At 71.9% G+C, this 26,783-nt stretch carries 28 protein-coding genes; 18 read left to right on the forward strand and 10 right to left on the reverse strand.

Translation table 11 applies throughout. The features are described 5' to 3' along the window. Nucleotides 1–11 precede the first annotated feature (11 nt). The 3 genes from ACIQID_RS12635 to ACIQID_RS12645 are packed head-to-tail and all read right to left on the reverse strand — an operon-like array spanning nucleotide 12 to nucleotide 1,172. Entirely contained in the window at nucleotides 12–455 is a 444-nt protein-coding gene (locus ACIQID_RS12635) for a YdeI/OmpD-associated family protein (protein WP_400285419.1), read from the reverse strand. Then, nucleotides 452–607 carry a hypothetical protein gene (locus ACIQID_RS12640; protein WP_400285422.1) on the reverse strand — a complete coding sequence of 52 codons (156 nt, stop codon included), beginning with the start codon at nucleotides 605–607 and terminating at the stop codon, nucleotides 452–454. Before ACIQID_RS12640 ends, ACIQID_RS12635 begins: the two co-directional genes overlap by 4 nt. 28 nt (nucleotides 608–635) lie before the next feature. Then, on the reverse strand, nucleotides 636–1,172 hold the full coding sequence (locus tag ACIQID_RS12645) for a MarR family winged helix-turn-helix transcriptional regulator (protein WP_071329144.1): 537 nt from the start codon (nucleotides 1,170–1,172) through the stop codon (nucleotides 636–638). A gap of 175 nt (nucleotides 1,173–1,347) precedes the next feature. On the opposite strand from ACIQID_RS12645, the gene ACIQID_RS12650 reads away from it, so the two are divergent. Genes ACIQID_RS12650 through ACIQID_RS12670 form a run of 5 tightly spaced genes read left to right on the forward strand, consistent with a single transcriptional unit; the run spans nucleotide 1,348 to nucleotide 6,385 of the window. After that, the gene (locus ACIQID_RS12650) at nucleotides 1,348–2,124 is read left to right on the forward strand and encodes an electron transfer flavoprotein subunit beta/FixA family protein (protein WP_312674913.1); all 777 of its coding nucleotides are present in this window, start codon (nucleotides 1,348–1,350) and stop codon (nucleotides 2,122–2,124) included. A gap of 1 nt (nucleotide 2,125) precedes the next feature. Then, nucleotides 2,126–3,097, forward strand: a complete 972-nt coding sequence (locus ACIQID_RS12655; protein ID WP_400285426.1) for an electron transfer flavoprotein subunit alpha/FixB family protein — start codon at nucleotides 2,126–2,128, stop codon at nucleotides 3,095–3,097. A 2-nt stretch (nucleotides 3,098–3,099) separates the two neighbouring features. Continuing rightward, a complete protein-coding gene (locus tag ACIQID_RS12660) occupies nucleotides 3,100–4,743 on the forward strand; it encodes a cytochrome b/b6 domain-containing protein (protein WP_400285429.1) in 1,644 nt (547 codons plus the stop codon). 3 nt (nucleotides 4,744–4,746) lie between these two features. Beyond that, a complete protein-coding gene (locus ACIQID_RS12665) occupies nucleotides 4,747–5,220 on the forward strand; it encodes an ASCH domain-containing protein (RefSeq protein ID WP_400285431.1) in 474 nt (157 codons plus the stop codon). A 13-nt stretch (nucleotides 5,221–5,233) separates the two neighbouring features. Further along, nucleotides 5,234–6,385, forward strand: a complete 1,152-nt coding sequence (locus ACIQID_RS12670; protein ID WP_400285434.1) for an acetyl-CoA C-acetyltransferase — start codon at nucleotides 5,234–5,236, stop codon at nucleotides 6,383–6,385. A gap of 53 nt (nucleotides 6,386–6,438) precedes the next feature. Here ACIQID_RS12670 and ACIQID_RS12675 read toward each other — a convergent pair whose 3' ends face one another. Further along, nucleotides 6,439–6,948, reverse strand: coding sequence for a GNAT family N-acetyltransferase (locus tag ACIQID_RS12675; protein WP_025105423.1), 510 nt, complete (start codon nucleotides 6,946–6,948; stop codon nucleotides 6,439–6,441). 130 nt (nucleotides 6,949–7,078) lie between these two features. Here ACIQID_RS12675 and ACIQID_RS12680 point away from each other — a divergent pair, with 130 nt between their 5' ends. The 7 genes from ACIQID_RS12680 to rocD all read left to right on the forward strand — a co-directional run bounded on the left by ACIQID_RS12680 (nucleotide 7,079) and on the right by rocD (nucleotide 15,700). Then, nucleotides 7,079–7,639 carry an acyl-CoA thioesterase gene (locus ACIQID_RS12680; protein ID WP_025105424.1) on the forward strand — a complete coding sequence of 187 codons (561 nt, stop codon included), beginning with the start codon at nucleotides 7,079–7,081 and terminating at the stop codon, nucleotides 7,637–7,639. Nucleotides 7,640–7,703: 64 nt separating this feature from the next. Further along, complete coding sequence (locus tag ACIQID_RS12685; RefSeq protein ID WP_400285439.1) at nucleotides 7,704–11,378, forward strand: proline dehydrogenase family protein; 3,675 nt, start codon at nucleotides 7,704–7,706, stop codon at nucleotides 11,376–11,378. Between the two features lie 397 nt (nucleotides 11,379–11,775). Next, nucleotides 11,776–12,210 (forward strand): hypothetical protein, encoded by a 435-nt coding sequence (locus ACIQID_RS12690; protein ID WP_060922631.1) that lies wholly within the window; start codon nucleotides 11,776–11,778, stop codon nucleotides 12,208–12,210. Then, on the forward strand, nucleotides 12,210–12,440 hold the full coding sequence (locus ACIQID_RS12695; RefSeq protein WP_400285443.1) for a helix-turn-helix transcriptional regulator: 231 nt from the start codon (nucleotides 12,210–12,212) through the stop codon (nucleotides 12,438–12,440). The genes ACIQID_RS12690 and ACIQID_RS12695 overlap by 1 nt, the downstream gene beginning before the upstream one ends. After that, nucleotides 12,437–13,435, forward strand: coding sequence for an NAD(P)-dependent alcohol dehydrogenase (locus ACIQID_RS12700; protein ID WP_400285446.1), 999 nt, complete (start codon nucleotides 12,437–12,439; stop codon nucleotides 13,433–13,435). Before ACIQID_RS12695 ends, ACIQID_RS12700 begins: the two co-directional genes overlap by 4 nt. Nucleotides 13,436–13,598: 163 nt before the next feature. Further along, nucleotides 13,599–14,477, forward strand: a complete 879-nt coding sequence (gene ddaH, locus ACIQID_RS12705; RefSeq protein ID WP_400285449.1) for a dimethylargininase — start codon at nucleotides 13,599–13,601, stop codon at nucleotides 14,475–14,477. Between the two features lie 2 nt (nucleotides 14,478–14,479). Continuing rightward, the gene (gene rocD, locus ACIQID_RS12710; protein WP_331201793.1) at nucleotides 14,480–15,700 is read left to right on the forward strand and encodes an ornithine--oxo-acid transaminase; all 1,221 of its coding nucleotides are present in this window, start codon (nucleotides 14,480–14,482) and stop codon (nucleotides 15,698–15,700) included. 90 nt (nucleotides 15,701–15,790) lie between these two features. Here the strand turns inward: rocD and ACIQID_RS12715 are convergent, their stop codons facing one another. The 3 genes from ACIQID_RS12715 to ACIQID_RS12725 are packed head-to-tail and all read right to left on the reverse strand — an operon-like array spanning nucleotide 15,791 to nucleotide 17,913. Next, on the reverse strand, nucleotides 15,791–16,075 hold the full coding sequence (locus ACIQID_RS12715) for a hypothetical protein (RefSeq protein WP_025105431.1): 285 nt from the start codon (nucleotides 16,073–16,075) through the stop codon (nucleotides 15,791–15,793). A gap of 60 nt (nucleotides 16,076–16,135) precedes the next feature. Continuing rightward, on the reverse strand, nucleotides 16,136–17,467 hold the full coding sequence (locus ACIQID_RS12720; protein WP_331201792.1) for an MFS transporter: 1,332 nt from the start codon (nucleotides 17,465–17,467) through the stop codon (nucleotides 16,136–16,138). Nucleotides 17,468–17,472: 5 nt separating this feature from the next. Then, on the reverse strand, nucleotides 17,473–17,913 hold the full coding sequence (locus ACIQID_RS12725) for a MarR family transcriptional regulator (RefSeq protein ID WP_331201272.1): 441 nt from the start codon (nucleotides 17,911–17,913) through the stop codon (nucleotides 17,473–17,475). Between the two features lie 70 nt (nucleotides 17,914–17,983). Here ACIQID_RS12725 and ACIQID_RS12730 point away from each other — a divergent pair, with 70 nt between their 5' ends. From ACIQID_RS12730 to ACIQID_RS12750, 5 genes are all read left to right on the forward strand, one after another. Further along, the gene (locus tag ACIQID_RS12730; RefSeq protein ID WP_331201271.1) at nucleotides 17,984–18,742 is read left to right on the forward strand and encodes a copper homeostasis protein CutC; all 759 of its coding nucleotides are present in this window, start codon (nucleotides 17,984–17,986) and stop codon (nucleotides 18,740–18,742) included. Between the two features lie 9 nt (nucleotides 18,743–18,751). Then, a complete protein-coding gene (locus ACIQID_RS12735; protein WP_400285455.1) occupies nucleotides 18,752–19,606 on the forward strand; it encodes an alpha/beta fold hydrolase in 855 nt (284 codons plus the stop codon). Between the two features lie 524 nt (nucleotides 19,607–20,130). Beyond that, nucleotides 20,131–20,868 (forward strand): DUF1684 domain-containing protein, encoded by a 738-nt coding sequence (locus tag ACIQID_RS12740; RefSeq protein WP_331201269.1) that lies wholly within the window; start codon nucleotides 20,131–20,133, stop codon nucleotides 20,866–20,868. A gap of 33 nt (nucleotides 20,869–20,901) precedes the next feature. Further along, nucleotides 20,902–21,951: a biotin/lipoate A/B protein ligase family protein gene (locus ACIQID_RS12745; RefSeq protein ID WP_312674929.1), complete on the forward strand. Its 1,050-nt coding sequence runs from the start codon at nucleotides 20,902–20,904 to the stop codon at nucleotides 21,949–21,951. An 86-nt stretch (nucleotides 21,952–22,037) separates the two neighbouring features. After that, a complete protein-coding gene (locus ACIQID_RS12750; RefSeq protein WP_400285755.1) occupies nucleotides 22,038–22,955 on the forward strand; it encodes a DNA-methyltransferase in 918 nt (305 codons plus the stop codon). 23 nt (nucleotides 22,956–22,978) lie between these two features. Here the strand turns inward: ACIQID_RS12750 and ACIQID_RS12755 are convergent, their stop codons facing one another. From ACIQID_RS12755 to ACIQID_RS12765, 3 genes are read right to left on the reverse strand one after another with little or no spacing between them, the layout of a single operon-like run. Beyond that, entirely contained in the window at nucleotides 22,979–23,329 is a 351-nt protein-coding gene (locus tag ACIQID_RS12755; RefSeq protein ID WP_400285460.1) for a cupin domain-containing protein, read from the reverse strand. Further along, a complete protein-coding gene (locus ACIQID_RS12760; RefSeq protein WP_400285463.1) occupies nucleotides 23,326–24,729 on the reverse strand; it encodes an NAD(P)/FAD-dependent oxidoreductase in 1,404 nt (467 codons plus the stop codon). Before ACIQID_RS12760 ends, ACIQID_RS12755 begins: the two co-directional genes overlap by 4 nt. A 26-nt stretch (nucleotides 24,730–24,755) precedes the next feature. After that, complete coding sequence (locus ACIQID_RS12765) at nucleotides 24,756–25,223, reverse strand: Lrp/AsnC family transcriptional regulator (RefSeq protein ID WP_025105441.1); 468 nt, start codon at nucleotides 25,221–25,223, stop codon at nucleotides 24,756–24,758. A 99-nt stretch (nucleotides 25,224–25,322) separates the two neighbouring features. On the opposite strand from ACIQID_RS12765, the gene ACIQID_RS12770 reads away from it, so the two are divergent. Further along, on the forward strand, nucleotides 25,323–26,771 hold the full coding sequence (locus ACIQID_RS12770; RefSeq protein ID WP_400285466.1) for a gamma-aminobutyraldehyde dehydrogenase: 1,449 nt from the start codon (nucleotides 25,323–25,325) through the stop codon (nucleotides 26,769–26,771). Nucleotides 26,772–26,783 lie beyond the last annotated feature (12 nt).

Genomic DNA, 26,783 nt, shown 5'->3' on the forward strand with positions numbered 1-26,783 from the left:
CGGAACACCGGTCAGCCGCGCAGGGACTCCACGATCTTCGCGATCCGGCGCTCGCGCGTCGCCTCCTGCTTGGCCTCGGCGACCGCCCTGGCGTGCTCCTTGCGCGCCGACGGGGAGAGGGCGTCGAACGCCGCGCGCACGGCCGGATCGGTGTCGAGGGCGGCGGCCAGTGTCGGCGGCACCTCGACCGTCCGCTCCGCGGTGTCGAGCCGGATCACGGCGTCCACCTCCTGATCGATCTCGACCCCGAGGTCTGCGCGGGCGGCCTTGCTGAGACCGATCATGTTCTCGCCTCCCATCCGGGCCAGGCGCAGGCGGGCGGTGTGGCCGCCGATCGTGACCGCGACCGGGAAGGCCTTGCCCGCGCCGAAGGAGGCCACCTGCTCGTCGGTGAGGAGGATCGCCGCAGCGGGGCCGCGACCGGTGAGGACGGTGTGCACGCGCAGTTCGCTCATGCAGGAAGAGTACGCCCGCCGTCCTCGATCGCGGCGACGAGAGCGGAGTTGCGTTCGGTGATCAGCCGCTCCATGTATCGGCCGAGCACGAGGGCATCGATGAGGCGGCCGAGGGGTCCGAAGGGTGAGCGGAACTCGATCGTGTCGCGCATGAGGGTGCCGCGCGCACGAAACGGGGCATCAGAGCGGTTCCGGGAGGGGGCGCGGGTCGATGAAGTCGCCGGCGTCGCGGCGCAGGCGGGCGACGATGGCGACGAGCTCGGCGGCGTCGGCCTCGCTCATGCCGGGGTCGGCGAAGACGTCGGCGTTGAGGGCGGTCGTCGCGCGCTCGACGAGGTCGCGGCCGTCGTCCGTCAGGGCGAGCATCGCCGCGCGCCCGTCGTGCGGGTGCGGTTCGCGGATGACGAGGCCGTCGCGCATGAGCCGCTCGGCAGTGCTCGTGATGGTGGTGGCGTGGACCTGCAGGCGCGCGACGACGCTCGACAACGGCAGGCGTCCGGCGCGGCTGAAGGCCAGCAGGCGGAGGACCTCGTAGCGGGCGAAGCTCAGCGCGAAGGGCTTGAGGGCCGCGTCGACACGGGCCAGGAGCAGCTGCTGGGCGCGCATGACCGAGGTGACGACGGTCATGCCGTCCGCGGCCTCGGTCCAGCCGTGCGCGATCCACTGCCGCTTCGCCTCGGCGAGCGGGTCGACGGGAAGCGGGCGGGGTCGGACCACGTCTCTACGGTACCGGGGCAGGCCGCCCCCGGTCGCCAGCGGCGAGCCGTGGGGCGCGACTGTCGACTATGTATACATTCGCGGCGGAAATCGGGGGTGCGGCCTGCGGATCCCTCCGCCTTTGGCTACATAGAAGAGCGTGCGGATAGACTCAGCGTGTCGTGAGGAGCATTCGATGAAGATCTTCGTCCTGGTCAAAGAGGTGCCGGACACCTATGGCGATCGCACGTTGAATCTCGAGACCGGACTCGCCGAACGCGGCGCCGGGGATGTGGTCCTCGACGAGATCACGGAGCGGGCCCTCGAGGTCGCCCTGGCCCACGCCGACAAGAACGAGGGCACCGAGGTCGTGGCCCTGACGATGGCGCCGGAGAGCGCGACCGCCTCCGTGCGACGCGCCCTCGCGATCGGTGCCGCGTCCGCCGTGCACGTCGTCGACGAGCAGCTCGTCGGTGCCGACCTGGGTCTCACCGCCGAGGTCCTGGCCGCCGCGATCCGCCGCGGCGCGCCCGACCTGGTCATCACCGGCAACCTGTCCACCGACGGCGCCGGCGGCGTCCTCCCCGCCATGCTCGCCGAACACCTCGGCTGGGCGCAGGCCACCGCCCTCACCGCGGTCGAGATCACCGCCGAGGGCGTCTCCGGTACCCGGGGTGCCGACGCGGGCAACCAGCAGGTGACCGCGCCGCTGCCCGCCGTGATCTCCATCACCGAGGCGCTCCCGGACGCCCGGTTCCCGAACTTCAAGGGCATCATGGCGGCGAAGAAGAAGCCGCTGGAGGTGCTGTCCCTCGCCGACCTCGACGTGTCGGCCGACCCGGCGCTCGCTCCGCGCACCATCATGACCGCGGTCTCGGAGAAGCCCCCGCGGGCCGCCGGCGTCAAGATCGTCGACGAGGGCGATGCCGCCGAGAAGCTCGTCGAGTTCCTCGTGCAGAACAGGCTGGTGTGACATGGCGTACCCCGAGAACCCGATCCTCGTGCTCCTCGACGTCGACCCGTCCGGCGCGCTCGCCAGCAGTGCCGCCGGACTCCTCGGCGCGGCGGCGGGTGTCGGCAGCCCCGTCGCGCTGATCGTCGGCGGTACCGAGGCCGCGGTCGCCAGGGCGGCGGAGGCCGGAGCCGCGGTCGTGCTCACGGCCGAGGGCGACCCGTCTGCGCTGACGGTCCCGATCGTGGACGCGCTGCAGGCCGCCGCCGCGCAGGTGCAGCCCGCGGCCGTGCTCATCTCGAACTCGATCTCCGGACGCGATGTCGCCGGGCGGTTCGCGGTGCGGACGAAGAGCGCTCTCACCGTTGACGCGGTCGGGGTCTCCCGTGACGACGAGGGCATCGTCGCCCACCACTCGGTCTACGGCGGGGCGTACCTCGTCGACGCGGCCGCGACGTACGGCACGCTCGTCGTCACGGTGCGCCAGGGTGCGGTGGACGCCAGGGCCGAGGCGGTCGCCTCCCCGCAGGTCGAGCAGCTCGCGGTCACGCCGTCCGGAGCGGTCGCCGCGACGGCGGGCCCCGTCGAGACGGTCGAGGCCACCTCATCCCGGCCCGAGCTGCGCGGAGCGACCCGCGTGGTCTCCGGCGGCCGCGGTCTCGCCTCGAAGGAGAAGTTCGTGCTCGTGGAGGAGCTCGCCGACGCCCTCGGGGCCGCGGTCGGCGCCTCGCGTGCCGCGGTCGATGCGGGCTACATCCCGCAGTCCCACCAGGTCGGGCAGACCGGCGTCTCGGTGTCGCCGCAGCTCTACGTCGCGCTCGGGATCTCCGGGGCGATCCAGCATCGCGCCGGCATGCAGACGTCGAAGAACATCGTGGCGATCAACAAGGACCCGGAAGCGCCCATCTTCGACGTCGCCGACTTCGGCATCGTCGGCGACGTGTTCGCGATCGTCCCGCAGGTGATCGCCGCGCTCGAGGCGCGGAAGAAGTAGTCATGGCGACGCGGGTGCTGCGCCGCGGGCTTCCGCGGGTGCCGGGCGGCGAGCCCTGGCCGCCCGCCGGGGTGACCGTCGAGTCGGCCGAGGTGGTCGAGGTGGCCGCCGCCGTCGAGACGTCGGCGTCGGCTCCGGCGTCCCCGACGACGGAACGCGTCGAGGGCACGGCCCCCGAGGTCGAGGCCGCAGTCACGACCCCGTCTCTGCCGGAGGACGCCGCCCCGCGCCCGACTCTCCGTCGAGGCCTCCCGCGCGTCCCGGGCGGCGAGCCGTGGCCACCGGCCGAGGCCGCGCCGGCGGTGTCCGCCGTCGCCGCGGTGCCGGCCGAGACGTCACGTGCCGCGGTCACGGCACCCGACGCTCCCGCCGCCGAGCCCGCCGCCGTCGCGCCGGCGTCCGCCGCGACGCCTGCCGCCGCGATGTCCGCCGCCGCGACGCCTGCCGGAGCCTCCCGCATCCGGCGCGGACTGCCGCGTGTCCCGGGCGGCGAGCCCTGGCCGCCCGCCGGGACCGTGCCCGCTCGTGCGACCGCCGACACCACCTCGGCCGGGGCGGCGGACGCGCCCGCGATCGCGGAGACCCCGGCTCCGGCCGCGGCACCCGCGACGGCGGAACCCGCAGTCCCCGGCACCGCGCTCGCCCCGGCCGCCGACATCAGCACACCGCTGCCCTGGACCCGCACGGTCTGGAACGGTCGTGCCCCCCGGCACCTCCCGGCCGCCGCCGCGGCCGCCGACCCGACCGCTCGCCGGCGCCCGACCTGGACCCAGGCGATCGCCGTGCTGTTCGGCGCCGCCGCTCTCGGCGTGCTCGCCGCCGCGGCCGTGGCTCTCGTCCGCACGCTGCTGAGCCTCCCGTTCATGCAGGACTTCCTGGCGGCCTTCCCGGGCGAGTACGAGCCGCCGATCCAGGTCGAGCCCGGCTTCGCGCCGTGGGTCAACTGGGCGCACTTCTTCAACATGTTCCTGATCGTGCTCATCATCCGGTCGGGGCTGCAGGTGCGCACGGAGAAGCGGCCGAGCGTGTTCTGGTCGCCGAGGAACAACCCGAAGGGCAAGATCAGCCTGAACCTCTGGTTCCACCAGGCGCTCGACATCCTGTGGCTGCTGAACGGCGTGATCTTCGTGGTGCTGCTGTTCGCCACGGGGCACTGGGTGCGGATCGTGCCGACGAGCTGGGAGGTCTTCCCGAACGCGCTGTCGGCGGCACTGCAGTACATCTCGTTCGACTGGCCGCACGAGAACGGCTGGAACAACTACAACAGCCTGCAGCAGCTCGCCTACTTCGTCACCGTCTTCCTCGCGGCACCGCTCGCCGCCGTCACCGGGTTCCGCATGTCGGGGCTCTGGCCCAAGAAGGCGGAGCGCCTGTCGAAGGCGTACCCGGTGGAATGGGCCCGCGCCCTGCACTTCCCGGTGATGCTCTACTTCGTGGCGTTCATCATCGCGCACGTCGCGCTCGTGATGCTGACCGGCTTCCTGCGCAACCTCAACCACATGTTCGCCGCGCAGGATGCCGCGACGTGGACGGGGTTCTGGGTGTTCGTCGCCTCGCTCGTCGTGATCGCGATCGCGTGGGTCGCGGCGCGCCCGCTCGTGCTCGCGCCGATCGCGAAGGCGTTCGGCAAGGTCTCGGGGCGCTGATCCATGACCGACCGCACCGCCATCGAGGACTACTGGCGCGAGGCTCGCATCGCGCTGCCCCACCTGCCCGAGGTCCTTCCCGAGGCGTGGGGTTTCGGCGCGACGCCGGAGCATGCCGACGAGCTCCTGGAGCTCGTGCTCCGAGGCATCAAGGTGGGCACCGCGTCCTCCGTCTGGGACTACGAGGAGACGGGGGACCCGCTGCCGACCGTCGGCGAGCTCAGCATCATCCTCGACGGAACCGGCGCCCCGCGCGCCGTGATCGAGACCACGGCGATCGACATCGTGCCGTTCGACGAGGTCGACGAGGCGCACGCCTTCGCCGAGGGGGAGGGGGACCGCACCCTGGCGCACTGGCGCGAGGTGCACGAGCGCTACTGGCGCACCCACTCCGAGAGCCCCCGGGGCTACGAACCCGACATGCCGGTGCTGTGTGAGCGCTTCCGGCTGCTCCTGCCGACCGGCGCGGAGGACTGAGGAGAGGGAGATCATGGCAGAGGCCTACATCGTCGACGCGGTCCGTTCGCCGGTCGGACGCCGTGGCGGCGCTCTCGCGGAGATTCACCCCGCCGACCTCGGCGCGCACAGTCTGCGGGCCCTCGTCGCGCGTACGGGCATCGACCCCGCAGCCGTGGACGACGTGATCCTCGGAGCCATCGATGCGATCGGGGGACAGGCAGGGAACGTCGCGCGCACGGCGCTGCTCGTCGCCGGCTTCCCGGAGCACGTGCCCGGCGTGACGATCGACCGCCAGTGCGGATCCAGTCAGCAGGCCGTGCACTTCGCCGCGCAGGCGGTGCTCAGCGGCACCAGCGACCTCGTGATCGCCGGCGGGCTGCAGAACATGTCACGAATCCCGCTCACCGCCGCCGCGACCGTCGGCCGGGAGTACGGCTTCACGACGCCGTACGCCGAGTCGCCCGGATGGCAGGAGCGGTACGGCGACCAGGAGATCTCGCAGTTCCGGGGCGCGGAGCTCATCGCCGAGCGGTGGGACATCTCGCGGGAGGAGATGGAGCGGTACGCGCTGGAGAGCCACCGCCGGGCGGCCGTCGCCCAGGACGAGGGGCGGTTCGCGGCGGAGATCGCGCCGCTCGCCGGGCTCGACCACGACGAGGGCGTGCGCCGGGACACCACCCTCGAACGCATGGCCGGCCTGCCGCCGCTCGCGCCCGGCGGACGGATCACGGCCGCGGTCGCGTCGCAGATCAGCGATGCGTCGAGTGCCGTGCTCATCGCCAGTGCGCGGGCGGTGCAGGAGCACGGCCTCACCCCGCGGGCCCGCATCCACCACGTCTCCGTCCGTGGCGACGACCCCGTGCTCATGCTCACGGCACCGATCCCGGCGACCCGGCACGCGTTGGAGCGCACGGGACTCCGGATCGAGGACATCGACCTGTTCGAGGTCAACGAGGCGTTCGCCTCGGTCGTGCTCGCGTGGATGCGCGAGACCGGCGCGCCGCACGAGAAGGTCAACGTCAACGGCGGCGGCATCGCCCTGGGGCATCCGATCGGCGCGACCGGCACCCGCATCCTCGCGACCCTGCTCAACGAGCTGGAGCGCACCGGTGGCCGGTACGGCCTGCAGACCATGTGCGAGGGCGGCGGCGTCGCGAACGTCACGATCATCGAACGCCTCTGAGGGCAGACGAAAAGGGCCGCCCCGCGGGGCGGCCCTTCCGGTGAGGACGAGGGTCAGGGGCGCACGAAGCGGACCTCGGTGAGCGTCTCACCGAGGAACGGCTCGGTGTGCGCGGCGCCGTCGAGGTGGAACCCGTTGCGCGTGTAGAAGCGGTGCGCGCGGGGGTTGTCCTCGGCGACCCAGAGGTAGAGCGGCTCGTCCTTCTCGACGGCGGCGTCGAAGAGCTTCTGGCCGATGCCGGTCGAGTGGTACGCGTCGAGCAGGTAGATGAAGTACAGCTCGCGGAACGCCGGGGCGTCCTTGTCGCGCGCCGGACCCGAGCCGACGAAGCCGACGATCTCGCCGTCGACGAGCGCCGCGTTCATCTTGAAGTCGGGGCCCTGCGCGGCCCAGTGCGTCCAGAGCTCGGCCATGCGGCGGGGCGAGACCTTCTCCAGCGCCGCCTTGCTGATGAGGTGATCGTAGGTCTCGTGCCAGCACTGCGCATGCACGCGACCGAGGGCTTCCGCATCCACATCACGGACCGGACGGACGATGACTTCGGGCTGGGCTTCGGCGCTCATGCGGTGACTCTACGGCGGGTCCGTGGAAATCGGAAATCGGGATGACGGCCGGCGAGAGGCCCACCGGGGGCATAGAGGAATCGGACAACGAAGTTCGGCCGTCGTGCGCGGATGGCTACGATCAGTCCTCGTGAACGTGATCTGGCGGACCCTCCTCGTGATCCTCGGTGCGCGTCGCCGCGTGCGTCAGGGGAAGACCCTCGACCCGACAGCCGTCGGCACCGTGACGGTGACCACCCTGCCCACCGACCTCGACATCCTCCGCCACATGAACAACGGCCGGTACCTGTCGCTGTTCGACCTCGGTCGCTGGGACCACCTCATCCGCACGGGGTTGTTCGACGTGATGAAGGAGCAGGGCTGGTACGCGGTCGTGTCGAGCGAGACGATCACCTTCCGTAAGTCGCTCCAGCTCTGGCAGCGGTTCGAGGTGCAGTCCCGGTTCATCGGGCACGACGAGAAGGCCCTGTTCCTGGAGCATCGCGCCGTGGTCGGCGGCGAGGTCTACGCCAGGGCCATCGTGCGGGCCCGCGTGCTGCGGCGCTCCGGCGGCACGGTCAGCAACGAGGAGCTCTTCGCCGCGGTGGGCAAGCCCGACGGGGTGCCGGAGATCGACGCGTGGGTGCACGACTGGGCGGCCGCGTCCGCCCTGCCGCCCGTGCGCACCCCCGCCCCCAGCATCTGGAACTGACCCGACTGCGGCCCGCCCGGTCGGGCACCCCGGGATTCCGCGACCGGCGACCTAGGGTGGTCACATGGCAGAGTCGTCGTCATCCTCCGCGGAGGCGGGGGCATCCGCATCCCTCGCCGATCAGGCGGTCGAGCTCGCGCGCCGCTGGGTGATCGAGGCGGCCGCGGCCGACGTCGACCCCGCCGCCGCGCGTCTCGCCGGAGTGCTCCGCGACGCCAACGGTCTGCCGTTCACCCTCGGTTTCGTCGACGGCGTGATGCGACCGGAGAGCCTGACAGCCGCGGCCGCCCGCCTGCACCGGATCGCGCCCATCGTGCCGGAGTTCCTGCCGTGGTACCTGCGCTCCGCGGTACGGCTCGGCGGCGGCGTCGCCCCGGTGCTGCCGACACCGGTCGTCCCCCTCGCGCGGCGGGCGCTGCGCGAGATGGTGGGGCACCTCGTGGTGGACGCCCGGCCCGCGAAGCTCGGACCCGCGATCGAGAAGCTGCGGGAGTCGGGGTCGCGTCTGAACCTCAACCTCCTCGGAGAGGCGGTGCTGGGCGAGGCGGAGGCGCAGCGGCGGCTCGACGGCATCCACGAGCTCATCCGGCGTCCGGACGTCGACTACGTGTCGGTCAAGGTCTCCGCCATCGTCAGCCGCATCTCGATGTGGGGCTTCGACGAGGTCGTCGACCGGGTCGTGGAGCGGCTGCTCCCGCTCTACGTGACGGCTGCGGCAGACGGCACCTTCATCAACCTCGACATGGAGGAGTACCGCGACCTCGACCTCACGATCGCCGTCTTCACGCGGGTCCTGGAGGACCCTCGGCTCATCGGGCTCGAGGCCGGGATCGTGCTGCAGGCCTATCTGCCCGACGCGCTCCCGGCCCTCCAGGAGCTCACCGCCTGGGCGCAGGACCGCGTGATCCACGGGGGAGCCCGCATCAAGGTGCGCCTCGTGAAGGGCGCGAACCTCGCGATGGAGCACGTCGAGGCGACGCTGCACGGGTGGACGCTCGCGCCCTACAACACGAAGCTCGACACCGACGCCAACTACCTGCGCTGTCTGGACTGGGCGCTGCAGCCCGAGCACACGACCTCGGTGCGGATCGGCGTGGCCGGCCACAACCTCTTCGGCATCGCCCACGCGTGGCTGCTGGCCGGGGAGCGGGGCGTCCGCGACGATGTCGAGTTCGAGATGCTGCTCGGCATGGCCCAGGGGCAGGTGCAGGCGGTGTCCCGGGAAGTGGGTCCGGTGCTGCTGTATGTGCCGGTCGTCGCGCCCGCCGAGTTCGACGTGGCCATCAGCTATCTCGTGCGGCGGCTGGAGGAGAACGCGTCGTCCGAGAACTTCCTCTCCGCGGCGTTCCACCTGCACGACGACGAGACGCTCTTCGCCCGGGAGGCGGACCGCTTCCTCGACGCACTCGACCGGGCGAGGGACCCGGCCCTCGGCCTCGGTCCGCGGCGCACGCAGGACCGCCTCGCGCCCGTGCACGAGTCCGTGCGGCCGGCGCCGGCCAGCCCGGCCGCGGAGGCCGATCTCACGAAGGCCGTGCTCGGCATCGTGCGCGGCTCGGACGACGCCGACACCGGCGCCTACCTCGAGACCGCCGTGTACGCCGCGCGCGAGCGCGGGGAGGACACCGGGGGCGCCCCGGGCTTCGCGAACACCGCCGACACGGATCTCGCCCTCCCCGCCAACCGCGAGTGGGCGGCGGGGATCCGCGCGCGGCTCGCGGAGTCGGCGGTCGGGACGGAGGTCCTCGACGCCGCCCGCGTCGACGACGCCGACGAGCTCGGCCGCATCGTGCGCGGCGTGCAGGGCGCGGCGGCGGCGTGGGGATCGCGTCCTGCGGCCGAACGCGCCGAGGTGCTGCTGCGCGCGGCGGCGGCGCTCGAGTCCCGGCGTGCGGAGCTGATCGAGGTCGCCGCCGCGGAGACCGGCAAGGTCTTCGCCGAAGCCGACGTGGAGGTGAGCGAGGCCGTCGACTTCGCCCGGTACTACGCCGCGACGTGCCGTGAGCTCGATGCGATCTCCGGCGCCGTCTTCGTCCCCGCCCGCGTGACCGTCGTCGCGCCGCCGTGGAATTTCCCCCTCGCGATCCCCGCCGGCGGCGTGCTGGCGGCGCTCGCCGCGAGCTCCGGCGTGGTCCTGAAGCCCGCCCCGCAGGCGCGGCGGTGTGCGGCGGTGCTCGTGGAGGCCCTGTGGGACGGCGGCGTTCCCCGTGAGGCTCTGGCTCTCGTCGACATCGAGGAAGGCGACCTCGGCCGTGCTCTCATCACGGACGAGGCGGTGGACCGGGTGATCCTCACCGGGTCGTGGGAGACCGCGGAGCTGTTCCGCTCCTGGCGTCCCGACCTGCCCCTGCTCGCGGAGACCAGTGGCAAGAACGCGATGATCATCACCCCCTCGGCCGACCTCGACCTCGCCGTGGCCGACCTCGTGAAGAGCGCGTTCGGGCATGCGGGGCAGAAGTGCTCCGCGGCCTCGCTGGCGATCCTCGTCGGGCCGGTGGGGCGCTCGCAGCGTTTCGCCCGTCAGCTCGCCGATGCCGTCCGCTCGCTGCGGGTCGGCTGGCCCTCGGATCCGCTCGCCGAGGTGGGCCCCGTCATCGAGAAGCCCGAGGGCAAGCTCGCCTGGGCCCTCTCCGAGCTGGAGGGCGACGAGCGATGGCTCATCGAACCTGCCCTCGACCCCGCCGACGACGGCAGCGGCCGGCTCTGGCGTCCCGGCGTGCGGGTCGGCGTTCAGTCCGGCTCCCGCTTCCACACCGAGGAGTTCTTCGGCCCGGTCCTCGGGATCATGCATGCCCCGACCCTCGCGAAGGCCGTCGATCTGCAGAACGCCGTCGCCTACGGTCTCACCGCGGGGCTGCACACGCAGGACCCCGACGACCTCTCCTTCTGGCTCGACCGCGTGCAGGCCGGGAACCTCTACGTCAACCGCGGCACCACCGGGGCGATCGTGCAGCGGCAGCCGTTCGGCGGGTGGAAGCGCTCCTCCGTCGGGGCCGGTGCCAAGCCGGGCGGGCCGAACCACCTCATCGGACTCGGGTCGTGGCGCGCCCAGCACGGGTCCCCGGCGTCGAGCACCCTTCATCTGCGGGGGCTCGACTCCCGGATCACGGGGCTCATCGAGGCCGCGCAGCCGTCCCTCCCGTTCGAGTCGTTCGAGTGGCTCCGGCGGTCCGCCCTGTCGGACGCCCTGGCCTGGGACCGGGAGTTCGGCAGGGTGCGGGACGTCTCGCGGCTGGAGATCGAGCGCAACCTCTTCCGGTACCGCCCTGTGCCCGTGGAGATCCGCGCCACCGACGACGCCGCCCTGCACGACCTGCTGCGGGTCGTGATCGCGGGAGTGCGAGCCGGCGCCGGCTTCGTCGTGTCCACTCCGGTCGGGCTTCCGGCGGGCGTGCGGCATGCTCTGGGCGACCTCGACGCCGTGGTGTTCCTGGAGACGGAGGACGAGTGGATCCAGCGGATGCGGGTGGCTGAGGATGCCGGGGCCTCGGGAGATGCCGGTGTTCCGGCGCTTCCGCGGCATGGGCGCGTGCGGCTCGTGGGCGGACGGGAGTCGGTGGCGGCGCTGCGCTCCGCACTGGGGGTGGCGACGGGCGGCGACCCGGACCTCGCGGTGTACGACGCGGAGGTGACGGCGGCGGCCCGCATCGAGCTCCTCCCGTTCGTGCACGAGCAGTCCGTCTCGATCACCGCTCACCGCTACGGAAACCCCGACCCCTGGAGCGCCTCCGTCATCTGACCCCCGCGGTGGCCCGCCCGCCGGGGGACGCTGCGCCCGTCTCCGGTGCGGGTGCGAAAAGGCGCCTCCCCGCGCCATCCGGGGTGCGTTTCTGATCCCGCCCGGCCAGGGGCCGCCGCGCCGGTTTCGGTGCGGGTGCGAAAAGGCGCCGCTCCGGAGCGACGGGGGTGCGTTTTCGATCCGGCCTACGGGGGGTGTGCGGGATGGGGGGCGGGAGGTTCCTGGGACGTGGGATCGAAAAGGTGCCGCTGTGGGCCTGGGGAGGCGCGTTATTGATCCCGCGGTGCGGCGAGGGGCGAGGGGCGGGGGGCGCGGGGCGGGGGTGTAAAAGATTCTTGACACGGAGGGTGGGTGGACGTAGTGTCGTGTCAAGAATTTTTGACACGAGGAGATTCGCATGGTCTACGAGGAGCGCAACGTCTGGGCCGGGCTCATCGTCAGCCCGATCGTCGCGGTCGTCTACGTCGTGCTGCTGCTGCAGCAGGCCGGCGGCGGACCGCTCACCGCCACGGACTGGTTCCCGCTGATGCTGTGGACGATCGGCGGGGGCATCGTCGGGACGATCGTGCTCAGTGTCCTCTGGGGCATCATCGCCGGGATGTCCGATCCGGACGGCGTCGGCCGCTCCGACATCCGCGACCGGGATATCGGCCGGATGGGTGCCCGCGTGGAACAGGCCTTCGTCACCATCGCCGGTCTCGGCGTCATCGTCCTCTGCGGTCTCGGGGCCGACGTGTTCTGGATCGCGAACACCATGTTCGCCGGGTTCCTCGTGGCGGCCGTCGTCGGCGGTGTCGCCCGGGCGATCGCGTACCGCCGGGGGCTCCGCTGATGGTCAAGCCCACCCTCGTCTCCAACACCATTCGGGCCCATCGCGAGCGCGCCGGACTCACGCAGGCCGAGCTCGCCCGCACGATCGGGGTCACCAGGCAGACCGTCATCGCGATCGAACAGCAGAAGTACTCGCCGACGCTGGAGCTCGCGTTCCAGATCGCGCGGGCCTTCGGCGTCGGGATCGACGACCTGTTCGCGTATCCGGCCGACGCCGGAGGTGCCGTATGACCGAGACCATGCCCGCCTGGACCCGGGAGACGTACGGCCCGGCCGCCGGGACGACGCTGACCCCCGTCCCGGTCCCGCAGCCGCATCGGGGAGAGGTCGTGCTGCGGGTGCAGGCCACCGCCCTCAATGCCGGCGACGTGCGGCTGCTCCTCGGCGACCCGCTGCTGGTCCGGCCGGTCTTCGGCCTCACGCGCCCGAAGAACCCGGTGCGGGGACTCGACGTCGCCGGCACCGTCGTGGCGGTCGGCGCCGACGTGGTGAACGCCGAACTCGGTGAACTCGTCGTCGGGGAGCTGCAGGGCGGCGGCGGCCTCGCCTCCCACGCCCGCATCGCGGCCGACCGCGTCGTGCCCGTGCCCCCGGACGTGACGCCCGAGGCGGCTGCATGCCTGCCGATCGCCGGAGGCACCGCCTGGCAGGCGCTCGACGCGGCCGGCGTGGGGTTGCGGCACCGTGCGCAGCGGATCCTCGTGATCGGGGCGTCCGGCGGCGTGGGGACCTTCGCGGTCCAGCTCGCGGCGCTGCGCGGGGCCGAGGTCTGGGCGACGTGCGGTACGCGCAACGCCCTCCTGCTGCAGCGTCTCGGAGCCGTGCGCACGCTCGACCACCGCACGTCTCCGCTCACGCACCTGCCCTCCTCGCGGTTCGATGCCGTCATCGACCTCGCGGGAGGCGTGCCGATCCGTGAGCTCCAGCGCCTGGTCCGTCCAGGTGGCCGGGTGGTGCTCGTGACCGGCGACGGCGGACGGGTGCTCGGTCCGGTGCCGCGGATGATCCGCGCCGCCGTGCTCTCGCTCCGCGGACCCCGGGTGCTGTCCCTCGCGGCGACGTCGCGCCCCGAGGTCCTCACGAAGCTGCTCGAGCTCGTCGAGGAGGGGCATCTGGTTCCGGTGATCGAGCGCACGTACCCGTTCGACGAGGCCGTGTCCGCGCTCGCGCACGTCGAGGCCGGGCATGCGGTCGGCAAGGTCGTGGTGACGCAGCGCGAGGGCTGAGGGCGACACGGGACGGATGCTGGTGGCGCCCAGGGTCCGGTGGCACAATGGTCACCGGCGTGCCCGAGTCGCATCTTCCCCTCCGCCTCTTCCGAGCAGGGGGTCGAAGGACCGCCGGGCCCCTGGACAGCGTCCGCCGCGCCCGTTCACACGAGGAGCATCCATGTCGACGCCGGAGACCGCCGTCACCACCGCCCCCACGCGCACCGCGCACCGCCGCCACTACCTGATGTGCCGTCCCGAGCACTTCACGGTGAACTACTCCATCAATCCGTGGATGGAGCCGTCGCGGCCGACCGACACCGCCAACGCCGTCGCCCAGTGGCAGAAGCTCTATGACCTGTACGTCGAGCTCGGTCACGAGGTCGAGCTCATCGATCCGCTCCCCGGCTACCCGGACATGGTCTACACGGCCAACGGCGGCTTCCTCATCGACGGGCGCGCCTACGTGCCGGAGTTCCGGTTCGTCGAGCGCCAGGGCGAGGCTCCGGCCTTCGCCGACTGGTTCCGCGCCGCCGGCTACGACACGGTGATGCCGAAGGAGGTCAACGAGGGCGAGGGCGACTTCCTGCTCGTCGGCGACGTGATCCTCGCCGGGACCGGCTTCCGCTCCACCGGCGACAGCCACCGCGAGGTCGGCGAGGTCTTCGGCCGCGAGGTCGTGTCGCTGAACCTCACCGACCCCCGCTTCTACCACCTCGACACCGCGATCGCGGTGCTCGACCCCGTGCAGGGCGTGGAGAACGGCGGCCCCGAACGGGCGAACATCGCCTACCTCCCCGGGGCCTTCGACGACGCCAGCCGTGCCGAGCTGGAGAAGCGCTTCCCGGACGCGATCCTCGTGTCGGACGAGGACGGCGCGGTGTTCGGCCTGAACTCCTCGAGCGACGGCCACAACGTCATCATCTCGCCGCGGGCGAAGGGCTTCGAGCAGCAGCTCCGGGAGCGCGGGTACAACCCGATCACCGTCGACCTGTCCGAGCTCCTCCTCGGCGGCGGCGGGATCAAGTGCTGCACGCTCGAGCTGCGGGGTGCGAAGTGACGATTGAGCAGGCGGCGGGCGCTTCGACGAGCTCAGCGACCCGCGCGGTCGCCGAGCCGCACGTCGCGCACAACTACCACCCGCTGCCCGTGATGATCGCGCGCGGCGAGGGGGCGTGGGTCACCGATGTCGAGGGCAAGCGCTACCTCGACCTGCTCGCGGCCTACTCCGCGGTCAACTTCGGGCACCGTCACCCCGCGCTCGTCGCGGCACTGACCGAGCAGCTCGGTCGGGTCACGCTCGTGAGCCGCGCGTTCCAGAGCGACATGCTGGAGCCCTTCGCCGCCGCGCTCGCCGAGCTCTGCGGCAAGGAGCTCGTGCTGCCGATGAACACGGGCGCCGAGGCGGTGGAGACCGGCATCAAGGTCGCCAGGGCCTGGGGCTACCGCGTGAAGGGCATCCCCGAGGGGAAGGCGCGGATCGTCGTGGCGAAGGGCAACTTCCACGGCCGTACGACGACGATCGTGAGCTTCAGCGACGACGAGACCGCGCACGACGACTTCGGCCCCTACACGCCGGGCTTCGACCGCGTGCCGTTCGGTGACGCGGAGGCGATCGCCGCGGCGATCACGGAGGACACGGCGGGCGTGCTCGTGGAGCCGATCCAGGGCGAGGCCGGTGTCGTCATCCCGCCGGAGGGGTACCTGCGCCGCATCCGCGAGATCTGCGACGAGAAGAACGTGCTGTTCATCGCCGACGAGATCCAGGCGGGCCTCGGACGTGTCGGCGAGACGTTCGCGTGCGACCGCGAGGGCGTCGTGCCGGACCTGTACCTGCTGGGCAAGGCGCTCGGTGGCGGCATCCTGCCGGTCTCGGCCGTGGTGGGGAACACGGATGTGCTGGGCGTCATCCGCCCCGGTGAGCACGGCTCCACGTTCGGCGGCAACCCGCTCGCGGCGGCCGTCGGCCTCCGCGTGGTGGAGATGCTGCAGACGGGCGAGTTCCAGGAGCGTGCGCGTGCGCTCGGTGCCCACCTCGAGCAGGCGCTGCAGCCGCTGATCGGCCACGGCGTCACGGAGGTGCGCATCGCCGGGCTGTGGGCGGGCGTCGATATCGATCCCGCCGTCGGCACCGGCCGTGAGGTCGCGGAGAAGCTGCTCGACCGGGGTGTGCTCGTGAAGGACACGCACGGGCAGACCATCCGCATCGCCCCGCCGCTCGTCATCCGGGCGACCGAGCTCGACTGGGCCGTCGAGCAGCTCAAGGTGGTACTCGACGCCTGACCGCGGCCGACCCACCCCCTTCTGCACGAGCCACCCCCTTGCGAACGTTCGCAAGGGGGTGGCTCGTCTCGAAAGGGGTGGGTCGACGGATCAGGCCGGCGGGGAGTCGGGGTCGAGCGTGCGGAGGGTGTCCTCCTCGGCGGCGTTGTCGGCCGCGAGCTCGTCCTCGGTGTTCTCGTCGCCGCCGAGCGGAGCGTCGTGGCCCGGGCCGGAGCTGCCCTGGATGGCGCCGCCGGTCGACTCGCCGCGGGAGCTGTCGCCCTGGATCGCGCCGCCGGTGCCGTCGCCCTGGCCGGAGTTCTCGTCAGGGACGTCGACGCCGGGAGCGCCTTCGGCCGGATCCTGCGGGTGCGGGGTGCTCATGTTCTCGTCCATGACCCGACGCTACGACCGTCGGGCCAAGATGAGGAAGGCGTTGACAAACGCCTTCGCAGCTCACTCGCCGTCGCGGCGCGGGAGGCGGATGGGCGTGGTCGCCGCCGCCTTCTCCGTGTAGTCGACCGGCTCGACGGGCTGCACGACCCGCAGCGGCCGGGTCTCGTCGAGCGTCAGCCGGAAGCGGCTGCTCTCCTCACGGCGCAGTCTCCCCGACGTCAGCACCCAGGTCACGCCGATCGCGCACGCGATGAAGCCGGCGGTCCCGCCGAGCATGATGGCGGCTCGAGGACCGAACGCGTCGGCGACCCACCCGGCGATCGGCGCGCCGACCGGAGTCGACCCCATGATCACCGCCATGTAGAGGGCGAGCACGCGGCCGCGCAGTGCCGGATCCGTCGTGATCTGCACGTAGCCGTTGGCGGTCGTGAGCAGCGTCACGATCATGAAGCCGGTGAACGTGAGCGTGACCGCGTAGGAGAGGTAGGTGGGCATCGCGGCCGAGACGAAGGCCGCGATCCCGAAGCCGCCCGCAGCGAGGATCACCACGCGGACCCTCGCCCGGTCCCGACGCGCGGCGAGGAGGGCGCCGATCAGGGACCCGATCGCGAGCACCGAGCTCAGCACCCCGTACCCGTCGGCGCCGGCTCCGAACTCCAGCGCCATGGTCGAGGCGAAGATCGGGAAGTTCATGCCGAACGCGCCGATGAGGAACACCGTCACGAACACGACCTTGAGGTCGCTGCGTGCCCAGACGTAGCGGAAACCCTCGGCGAGACCCCCGCTGCTGCGGTTCTTCGGTCGCGGCGCGAGCAGGTGCGTGCGCATGAGCAGCAGCGCGACGATCATGGCGAGGAAGGTCGCGGCGTTGACGATGAAGACCCAGCCGGAGCCGATCGCGACGATGAGCAGACCGCCGACCGCGGGGCCGATCATCCGGGCGAGGTTGAAGGAGGCGGAGTTGAGCGCCACGGCGTTGGAGGTCTCCGTGGCGGAGACCATGTCCGACACGAAGGCCTGTCGCGCGGGGGCGTCGAACGCATTGACGATGCCGAATCCGAGGGCGAATGCGAACATCATCGGCAGGGTCATCACCCCGGCGAGCAGCAGGGAGCCCACCGCGATCGCGAGAGCGAGGAGCGCGCTCTGCGTGGTCAGGAGGATCCTCCGCCGGTCGAAGCGATCCGCCACCCAGCCGGTCAGGCTCACGAGCACCAGCGGCGGGCCGAACTGGAGCGCCATGGTGACGCCCATCGCGGTCGCGTCGTTGTCGGTGAGCTCGGTCAGCACGACCCAGTCCTGCGCGGTGGCCTGCATCCACCCGCCGACGTTCGAGACGAGGGCTCCGGCGAACCAGATCCGGTAGTTGATGTTCGCGAAGGAGCGGAACATGGCGCTCATCGCTCCACCACCCTCCGCATCAGGGCGCTCGCTTCTCGCAGCGTCGCCAGCTCCGCCTCGGTGTAGTCGACCTCGCGGAGCATGTCGGCCAGCAGCACGTCGCGGCGGCGGATGGTCTCGACGACGATCTCGACGCCGGCGGGCGTGATGTCCACCTGCACGCGGCGGCGGTCGTCCTCGTCCGGGGTGCGGGCGACGAAGCCCTGCTCCTCCAGGCCGTTCACGATGCTCGTCATCGACGGGGCGGTCACGCGCTCGCGCTCGGCGAGGGTGGAGATGGTGCGTCGACCGTTCATGCGCAGCTCGGCGAGGACGGCGAGCTGGGTGTCGCTCATCATGTCGGCGGCACGGGCGCAGCGGAGCCGGCGGGCGAGCCGGAACGTGGCCATGCGGAGGTCTGTGGCGGTGAGGTGCAGGGAATCATCGGACGCAGACATACTTAGTTAGTCTATCTAATATTTCTGACCCGGGGGCGGCCGGGGGCGGGGCAGCGGGCACAATGGAGGGGTGACCCGAACGATCCCTCTCGAAATCGCCGTCCAGGATCCCGCCGGAGTGCGCATCGCCGCCGAGGTCGGCGCCGCTCGCGTCGAGCTCGCCACGGCCCTCGCGCTGGGTGGGCTCACCCCGTCGCCGGCCACCCTGGAGCTCGCGCTCGAAGCCGCGGGGGCGAACGGCCCCGAGGTGCACGTCCTCATCCGTCCGCGCGCCGGCGGCTTCCACTACAGCGCCGACGAGCTGGCCGTCGCCGAACGCGACGTACGGCACGCGGTCGCGGCGGGGGCCGCAGGAGTGGTGATCGGCGCGCTCGACGGCGAAGGCCGACTGGATCGCGACGCCATGGCCCGGCTGCGGGATGCGGCCGGGGGAGCTCCCGCGACCCTGCACCGCGCGATCGACGTGACCGCCGACCCGGTGGCGACCCTGCGGGCCGCGAGGGAGCTCGGGCTCCGGCGCGTGCTCACCTCCGGAGGGGCATCCGCCGCGATCGACGGCATCGACACCCTGCGCGCGCTCGTCGCCGCAGCCGAGGGGCAGATCGAGGTGATGGCCGGCAGCGGCGTCGACGTCGCGAGCGCTCCGGTGCTCGCCCGGGCCGGGGTGGACGCCCTCCACTTCTCCGCGAAGCGGGCCGTGACCGAGGACGGCGGCGTGCGCATGGGCTCCGCCTCCGACGGGGTCGGCGGCTACGAGGTGACGGATCGCGACATCGCCTTCGCCATCCGTGACGCCCTCCGCGGCGCCCTCGCGGAGACCGACCGGTAAGGCAGGATCATGACCGAGACCCGCGAGTACACCGACAGCCACGGCATCGCCATCGTCTACGACGTCCACCCGGCGGAGGGCACGCCCCGCGGAGTCGTCCAGCTCCTGCACGGGGTGGGCGAGCACGCGGGACGGTATCCGGCGCTGATCGCCGCGCTCACCGGAGCCGGGTTCACCGTCTACGCCGACGACCATCGCGGGCACGGGCGCACCGGCATGCGCCAGCACGGCGACCCCGCCCGGCTCGGACGGCTCGGCCCCGGCGGTCTCCGGGCGGCCAAGGACGCGGTCTGGCAGCTGACCGGCATCATCCGCGACGAGAACCCCGACCTCCCGCTCGTGCTCCTCGGGCACTCGTGGGGGTCGTTCCTCGCGCAGATGCTGGTGAACGAGCACGCGGAGGCCTTCGACGCGGTGATCCTGTCCGGCTCGGCGCTGCGGACGCCCCGCTCCCTGAACCCGGCGCCGCTGAACGCCGCGTGGGCCGCCGACGACGCGACCGGATACGAGTGGCTGAGCCGGGACCCCGCGGTGTGGAAGGCCTTCGAGGAGGACCCGCTCACGACGGGGGTGCCGCTGCTCAAGCTCTTCGGTCCGCTCGACGCGGCGCGACTCTACGGGCGTCCGGCTAAGCACCTCGCGCGCGACCTCCCGGTGCTCCTCCTCGTCGGCCGTGACGATCCGGTCGGCGGTCCCCGCAGCGTCCACAAGCTCGCCGACGCGTACCGCCAACGCTCCGGGCTCACCGACGTCACGACCCTCGTCTACCCCGACGCCCGGCACGAGATCTTCCAGGAGCTCCAACAGGACGAGGTGCGCGCCGACGTGCTCGCCTGGCTCGACGCCCACATCCCCGCCCGCTGACCCCCGCCCGGCCCGTCCCGTCCCGTCCCGTTCCGTCCCGTTCCCGTTCCGGGATCACTTTCGCCCCTTCCGCCGGTCCCGCGGGATCACTTTCGTACCTGGCACAGGCCCCAGCGGAGCGTTTTCGAACACGCACCGTGCGTGGGCGCGCCCGTGAGTCCGGGTGCACACTGACGTGTCGGGATCACGTTCGTCCCTCCCTCCGGCCCTGCGGGACCACTTTCGTGCTTGGGGTGGGTTGCGGGGGAGCGTTTTCGAACACGCACGGTGACGAGGTCCCGGGGGACGGTTTTGATCCCGCGGGAGGGGTGCGGTGGGGCGACCTGGTGGCGGGATCAGGAACGGGCGGGGGAAGGGGTGCCGAGGGACGGGGGTGATCCCGCACGCGGATGGAGGGACGGGTGGAGGAGTGTGTGACGCGGGATGACGCGCGGTGAAGGCGTGTGACGGACGGGGGTCACGGGCGACGGGGGCAGCCCTAGATTCGGGGCACATCCGCACGAGCGAGGGGAGGGCCCGCGGCGATGAGCTTCCTGACGGACTGGCACGAGTGGCATGCGGCGCGCGAGCGCTATGCGGGGTCGGAGTACGGGCCGTCCGCGCTGGAGTCGACGAACTGGCTCATCACCGAGCCCGCGGCGGTCGACGGCGTGCCTGGACTCTGGGCACTCACCGGCGACGGCGGCATCCGCGGCAGTGAACTCGGGCCGTCGGGGTCGGTCGTCACCCTCCGCGGCACCCAGACCCTGCGCCTCGGGCGGCGCGAGCTGCGTGTGTTCGACCGCAACGGACTGCTGGCGCTCCGCGTCTGGAACCCGGCTCGTCCGCAGCGGGAGTGGTTCACCGCGATCGACGCCTACGCGCCCGACGAACGCTGGCGCCTCCCGGCCACGTTCGAGCCCGCACCCGATGAGCGGATCGTCGTCACGGCGGTCGACGGCGAGGAGCGCGAGACCCCGATTGCCGGACGCCTGCGGTTCGAGCTCGCGGGGGCCCCGCGCGAGCTCACCGTCACCCGCAACGGGAGCGGAGCGCTGAGTGCGGTCTTCGCCGACGGGACGAACGGGCTGGAGACGTACCGGTTCCGGTTCCTCCCCGTCGACGAGCCCGCTGCCGACGGGTCCGCGGTGATCGACTTCAACCGGGCGTATCTGCCGCCCTGCGCCTTCTCCGACCAGTTCATCTGCCCCCTGCCCACGCCCGGCAACCGCTACTCCACACCGATCAGGGCCGGGGAACGCGTGGTCGTGCTCGGCGGCTGACCACGGCGGCAGCGTGCGCCTTAAGCTGGATCCGTGCACGGAGAATACAAGGTTCCTGGGGGCAAGCTCGTCGTCGTCGACCTCGAGGTCGAGAACGACCGGATCGCGCGGTTCCGGCTCGCCGGGGACTTCTTCCTCGAACCGGACTCCGCGCTCGACGACATCAACGCCGCCGTCGAGGGTCTCCCCGTCGAGTCCGACGCCACGGCCATCGCCGCGGCCGTCCGCGGCGCCCTCCCCGAGGGGGCGCAACTGCTCGGCTTCACCCCCGAGGCCGTGGGCACCGCCGTGCGTCGCGCGCTGGTCACCGCACCGGGGTGGCGCGACTTCGACTGGGAGATCGTCCACGAGAAGGCGGTCTCGCCGCGCATGAACCTCGCCCTCGACGAGGTGCTCACCTCCCGTGTCGGCGAGGGGCGTCGGCGTCCGACGCTGCGCATCTGGGAATGGGACGAGTCGGCCGTCGTCATCGGCTCCTTCCAGTCGTACCGCAACGAGGTCGACCCGGAAGGCGCCGCGAAGCACGGCTTCGACGTCGTCCGCCGCATCTCGGGCGGCGGTGCGATGCTCATGGCTGCGGGACAGATCATCACCTACTCGCTGTACGTGCCGGCCTCGCTCGTGGCGGGCATGACCTTCGCCGACTCCTACGCGTTCCTCGACGACTGGGTGCTGCAGGCGCTCCGTTCGCTCGGCATCGACGCCGTCTACCAGCCGCTCAACGACATCGCGAGCCCGACCGGCAAGATCGGCGGCGCCGCGCAGAAGCGCCTCGCGAACGGGGGCGTGCTGCACCACGCCACCCTCTCCTACGACATCGACGGCCAGATGATGACCGAGGTGCTGCGCATCGGGCGCGAGAAGCTCAGCGACAAGGGCACGACCTCGGCGGCCAAGCGCGTCGACCCGCTGCGCAGCCAGACCGGACTGGAGCGCGCCGAGATCATCGAGCGCTTCAAGGACACGTTCCGGTCGCTCACCTCCGCCGAGGACGGCGGCATCACGCCGGACGAGTACGCCGATGCCCAGGCGCTCGTGGAGTCGAAGTTCTCGACCGACGCGTGGCTGCACCGGGTTCCGTGAGCCCTTCGACGGGCTCGGGGACCCAGGACCCTTCGACGGGCTCAGGGACCCAGGGCGGTGGCTCAGGGGCCCAGGTCCCGGGGCGGGTGTCGGTGATCGAGGGGGACAACCTCACGGTCGCGGCGACCCTGCCGTCCGCATCCTTCACGCTCGTCTACCTCGACCCGCCGTTCAACACCGGGCGGGTGCGGGAGCGGCAGGTGGTCACCGCCCGCCGCACGTCCCCGACGCCGGAGGAAGCGACGGATGCGGACGGCGGGAGCCTCGAGCCGGCCGAGCCCGCGGCGGAGGGCCGGAGCCCTGAACGGGCGCCCGGCGAGCCCGAGGTGCGGCACGGTTTCCACGGGCACCGGTATGAGCGGGTGCGCGGCATGCTGCGCGCGTACGACGACAGCTTCGACGACTACGGCGCCTTCCTCATGCCGCGGCTGGAGGAGGCCTGGCGGCTGCTCGCCGACGACGGCACCCTGTACCTGCACCTGGACTACCGCGAGGCGCACTACGCGAAGGTCATGCTCGACGCGGTGTTCGGCCGGGACTGCTTCCTCAACGAGCTCATCTGGGCGTACGACTACGGCGCGAAGTCCCGGCGGCGGTGGCCCACCAAGCACGACACGATCCTGGTGTACGTGAAGAACCCGCGGACGTACGTGTTCAACTCCGACGACGTCGACCGGGAGCCGTACATGGCACCGGGCCTGGTGACCGCGGAGAAGGCCGCGCGCGGGAAGCTCCCGACGGACGTGTGGTGGCACACGATCGTCCCGACCACCGGACGCGAGAAGACGGGCTATCCGACGCAGAAGCCGGAGGGCGTCCTGCGGCGCATCGTGACCGCGTCGAGCCGGCCGGGTGACCGGGTGCTCGACCTCTTCGCGGGCAGCGGCACTACCGGAGCCGTGGCGTCCGCACTCGGCCGGGAGGCGGTGCTCGTGGACGACAACCCGGAGGCGGTGCGGGTCATGGCTGAGCGCATCCCGCACGCGGAGGTCCGACGGGCCTGAGCGGCACGCGCTCGGCGGAGGCGTCAGATCCCGATCGAGACTTTGCGGAGCGTCGCGGTCACCGTCCAGACGGTGCGCATGCCGGTGGTGAGCCGCATCACGGACCCCGGTCCGAGCTCGACCGGCGGGAGCACGGGCGCGGTGAACGTCACGGTCGCGCGCCCGGAGAGCACGACGAACACCTCGTCCTCCTCGACGTCCACCGCCGTGCCCGGCGTCATCTCCCAGACGCCGATCTCGATCCCTCCGGCATCGTCGAGCACCGAGTACCCGGTGGTCGGCGCGCCGTCCCGGACGTCCTCCTCGGGCAGTGGGGCGTGCGTCAGCGCGAGGCGTCCGGCGTCGACGGCGGCCCCCGGGGCGAGGCCGGTCACGAGTCGAAGCCCATGCCGAGGGCGTCGAGCGTTTTGAGGAACAGGTTCCGGCGCCCCTCGTTGTGATCCGCCCTGTCCATCGCGGCGCGGACGAGGTTGATGCCGACGGACGCGGCCGGCTCCGGCGGGAACGGGATCGGCTTCTCACGCACCATCCGCAGCCGTGTGCGCTCGGTCTCCTCGCCGGCGAGCTTGTCGAGCATGACATCGGCCGCGAACCGGGCGGCGCCGACCCCGAGACCGGTGAACCCCGTGGCATAGGCGACCCGGCCGCCGCGGGCGGTGCCGAAGAACGCGCAGAACCGGCTCGACGAGTCGATCGCCCCGGCCCAGCGGTGCGTGAAGCGGAGGCCGGCGAGCTGCGGGAAGGTGGTGAAGAAGTGCGAGGCCAGGCGCCGGTGGCTCTCCATCCGATCCTCGTAGGCGGGGCGCACCTTGCCGCCGAAGTGGTAGACCGCGTCGTAGCCGCCGAACAGGATCCGGTCGTCGGCGGTGAGGCGGTAGTAGTGGAACTGGTTCGCGCTGTCGGCGAGACCCTGGCGGTTCCGCCAGCCGACGGACGCGAGCTGCTCGGCCGACAGCGGCTCCGTCATCAGCACGTAGTCGTACACGGGCACCGTCATGAGGCGGTTGCGCTTCAGGAGCGAGGGGAACACGTTCGTCGCGAGCGCCACGGCATCGGCGGTCACCCGGCCGTGCTCGGTGACGAGGGTCACCGGGCCGGAGTCCGCGCCCTCGATCCGCCGGACGAGGCTGTGCTCGTGGATCTCCACGCCGAGCTCGACGGCCACCCGTGCGAGCTCCAGGCCCAGCTTCGCGGGGTGCACGAGAGCGCTGCCCTCCCGGTCCCACGCGCCGGCGAGGAACGTGGGGGAGTGCACCTCCGCCTGCACCGCCTCCCGGTCGAGGAAGCCCTCCTCCTCGCGCAGCCACTCGACCTGATGCGGCTCCACGGCGACCGCGAGCTGGCCCGTCCGCTCGAACTCCGCATCCATGTCGTACCGCCGCACGGTCTCGGCGATGCCGTCGAGGTTCTCGTGGCCCAGCTCCTCGAGGCGGTCGATCTCCTCGGGCCAGCGGTTCACGCCGTTCTCGTGGCCGTGCGTGAGGCTGGACTCGCAGAAGCCGCCGTTGCGCCCGGACGCCGCCCAGGCCACGCGGGACGCCTCCAGGAGGACCACCTTCCGCTCCGGATCCCGCTCCTTCGCGCGCACGGCGGTCCAGAGCCCGGTGTAGCCGCCGCCGACGACCACGAGGTCCGTGTGCACGGTGCCGCGCAGCGGCGGATGCGCGGGACGCTCGACGTCGTCGAGCCAGAAGACCGACAGGGCCGTGTCGCGCAGGGCGTCGTCGATGACGGACTGCGGAGGACGCCGGCGTTCGAAGACCGTGGTGCCCATGTTCACTCCGATGCGAGGGGAGCGCGTCAGCGCGTTCCCCAGTTGTAGAGGTCTTTGTAGAGGCCGGCGTAGAGCAGGCTCTCCGTCTGGATGATGCCGGGGATGGTGCGGATGCGGGTGGCGATGAGGTCGAGCAGGTGGTCGTCGTCCTCGCACACCGCCTCGACGAGGATGTCGAACGTCCCGAGGGTGACCACGACGTACGCGAGCTCGGGGATCGCCGTGAGCTCCTCCGCGATCGCGCGGGGGTCGCCCGACACCCGGATCCCGATCATCGACATGCGGTGGAAGCCGAGCTGCAGCGGGTCGGTCACCGCGACGATCTGGATCAGCCCTGATTCGGTCAGGCGCTGCACACGCTGGCGGGCCGCGGCCTCGCTGAGCCCCACCTCGCGGGCGATCTCCGCGTAGGGACGCCGCCCGTCCTCCTGCAGCAGTTCGACGATGCGCTTCGAGATATCGTCGAGGGCGGGGGGAGGCGTCTTCGGACTCATGTACCGATCGTGACATTCCGATGGGTCCTGCGCAACTGAATCCGTCGATCTCTGGCCGAAAAGCTACAGATTCCGCGTTCGCATGGCTACCATGGCGCTATGTCCTCACCGTCGACGATGACCGTGCCCCTGGAGAACTTCATCGGCGGCCGCGCCGTCACGGCAGCCGGGAGCGGCCGCCTTCCCCTCATCGATCCGGTGACGGAGGAAGCCTACGGCGAGATCCCGATCTCCGACCGTACCGACGTGGATGCCGCGTATGCCGCGGCCGCGGCGGCGTTCCCGATCTGGCGGGACACCCCGCCGTCCGCGCGCCAGCTCGCCCTGTTCCGCATCGCCGAGGACATGGCCGCGCGGGCCGAGGAGTTCGCCGACCTCGAGTCGAAGGACACCGGCAAGCCCCGGGCGACGCTCGTCGCCGACGAGATCCTGCAGTCGGTGGACCAGCTGCGGTTCTTCGCCGGGGCCGCACGGAGCCTCGAGGGTCGAGCCGCCGCGGAGTACCTCCCCGGGCACACCTCCTTCGTGCGCCGGGAGCCGATCGGCGTGATCGGGCAGGTGACGCCGTGGAACTACCCCCTGAACATGGCGGTGTGGAAGATCGCTCCCGCGCTCGCGGCCGGGAACACCGTCGTGCTGAAGCCGGCGGAGTCCACGCCGCTCACCACGCTGCTGCTCGCGGAGATCGTCGCCGCGCACACCCCCGCCGGCACCCTCAACATCGTGCTCGGCGATCGCGAGACCGGAGCGGCCCTCGTCGAGCATCCGGCGCCGCAGATGGTGGCCATCACCGGCTCGGTGCGGGCGGGCATGGCCGTGGCCCGCTCCGCGGCCGACGACGTCAAGCGCGTGCACCTGGAGCTCGGCGGCAAGGCGCCCGCGATCGTCTTCCCGGACGCGTCGATCGAGAAGGCGGTCGAGGGCATCGTCACCGGTGCCTTCTTCAACGCGGGTCAGGACTGCACCGCGGCGACCCGGGTGCTCGTGCACGCGTCGGTGCACGACGAGCTCGTCGCCGCACTGGTGGAGCGGACCCGCACGCACGCGCGGACCGGGGCGCCGGACGAAGAGGGCGTGCTGTACGGGCCGCTGAGCAGCGCGGCCCAGCTCGCGCAGGTGCAGGGCTTCGTCGACCGGCTTCCCGCGCATGCGACGGTCGTGACCGGCGGGGCGCGGCAGGGCGACCGTGGCTACTTCTGGGAGGCGACCGTCGTGACCGGCGTGCAGCAGGACGACGAGGTCGTGCAGGGGGAGATCTTCGGACCCGTGCTGACCGTGCAGCCCTTCGACACCGAGGAGGAGGCGCTCGCGATGGCGAACGATGTGCCGTACGCGCTCGCCGCGTCGGTGTGGACGCGGGACCACTCCCGCGCGATGCGCCTCTCCCGCGACCTGGACTTCGGCTGCGTGTGGATCAACACCCACATCCCGTTCGTGTCGGACATGCCGCACGGCGGGTTCAAGCACTCCGGATACGGGAAGGACCTGTCGCAGTACGGCTTCGACGACTACACCCGGATCAAGCACGTGATGAGCGCGCTGGACTGACATTCCGGCATC

The organism is Microbacterium sp. NPDC091676, assembly GCF_044756645.1.
In the GTDB taxonomy this organism is placed as follows: Bacteria; Actinomycetota; Actinomycetes; order Actinomycetales; family Microbacteriaceae; genus Microbacterium; species Microbacterium paraoxydans_D.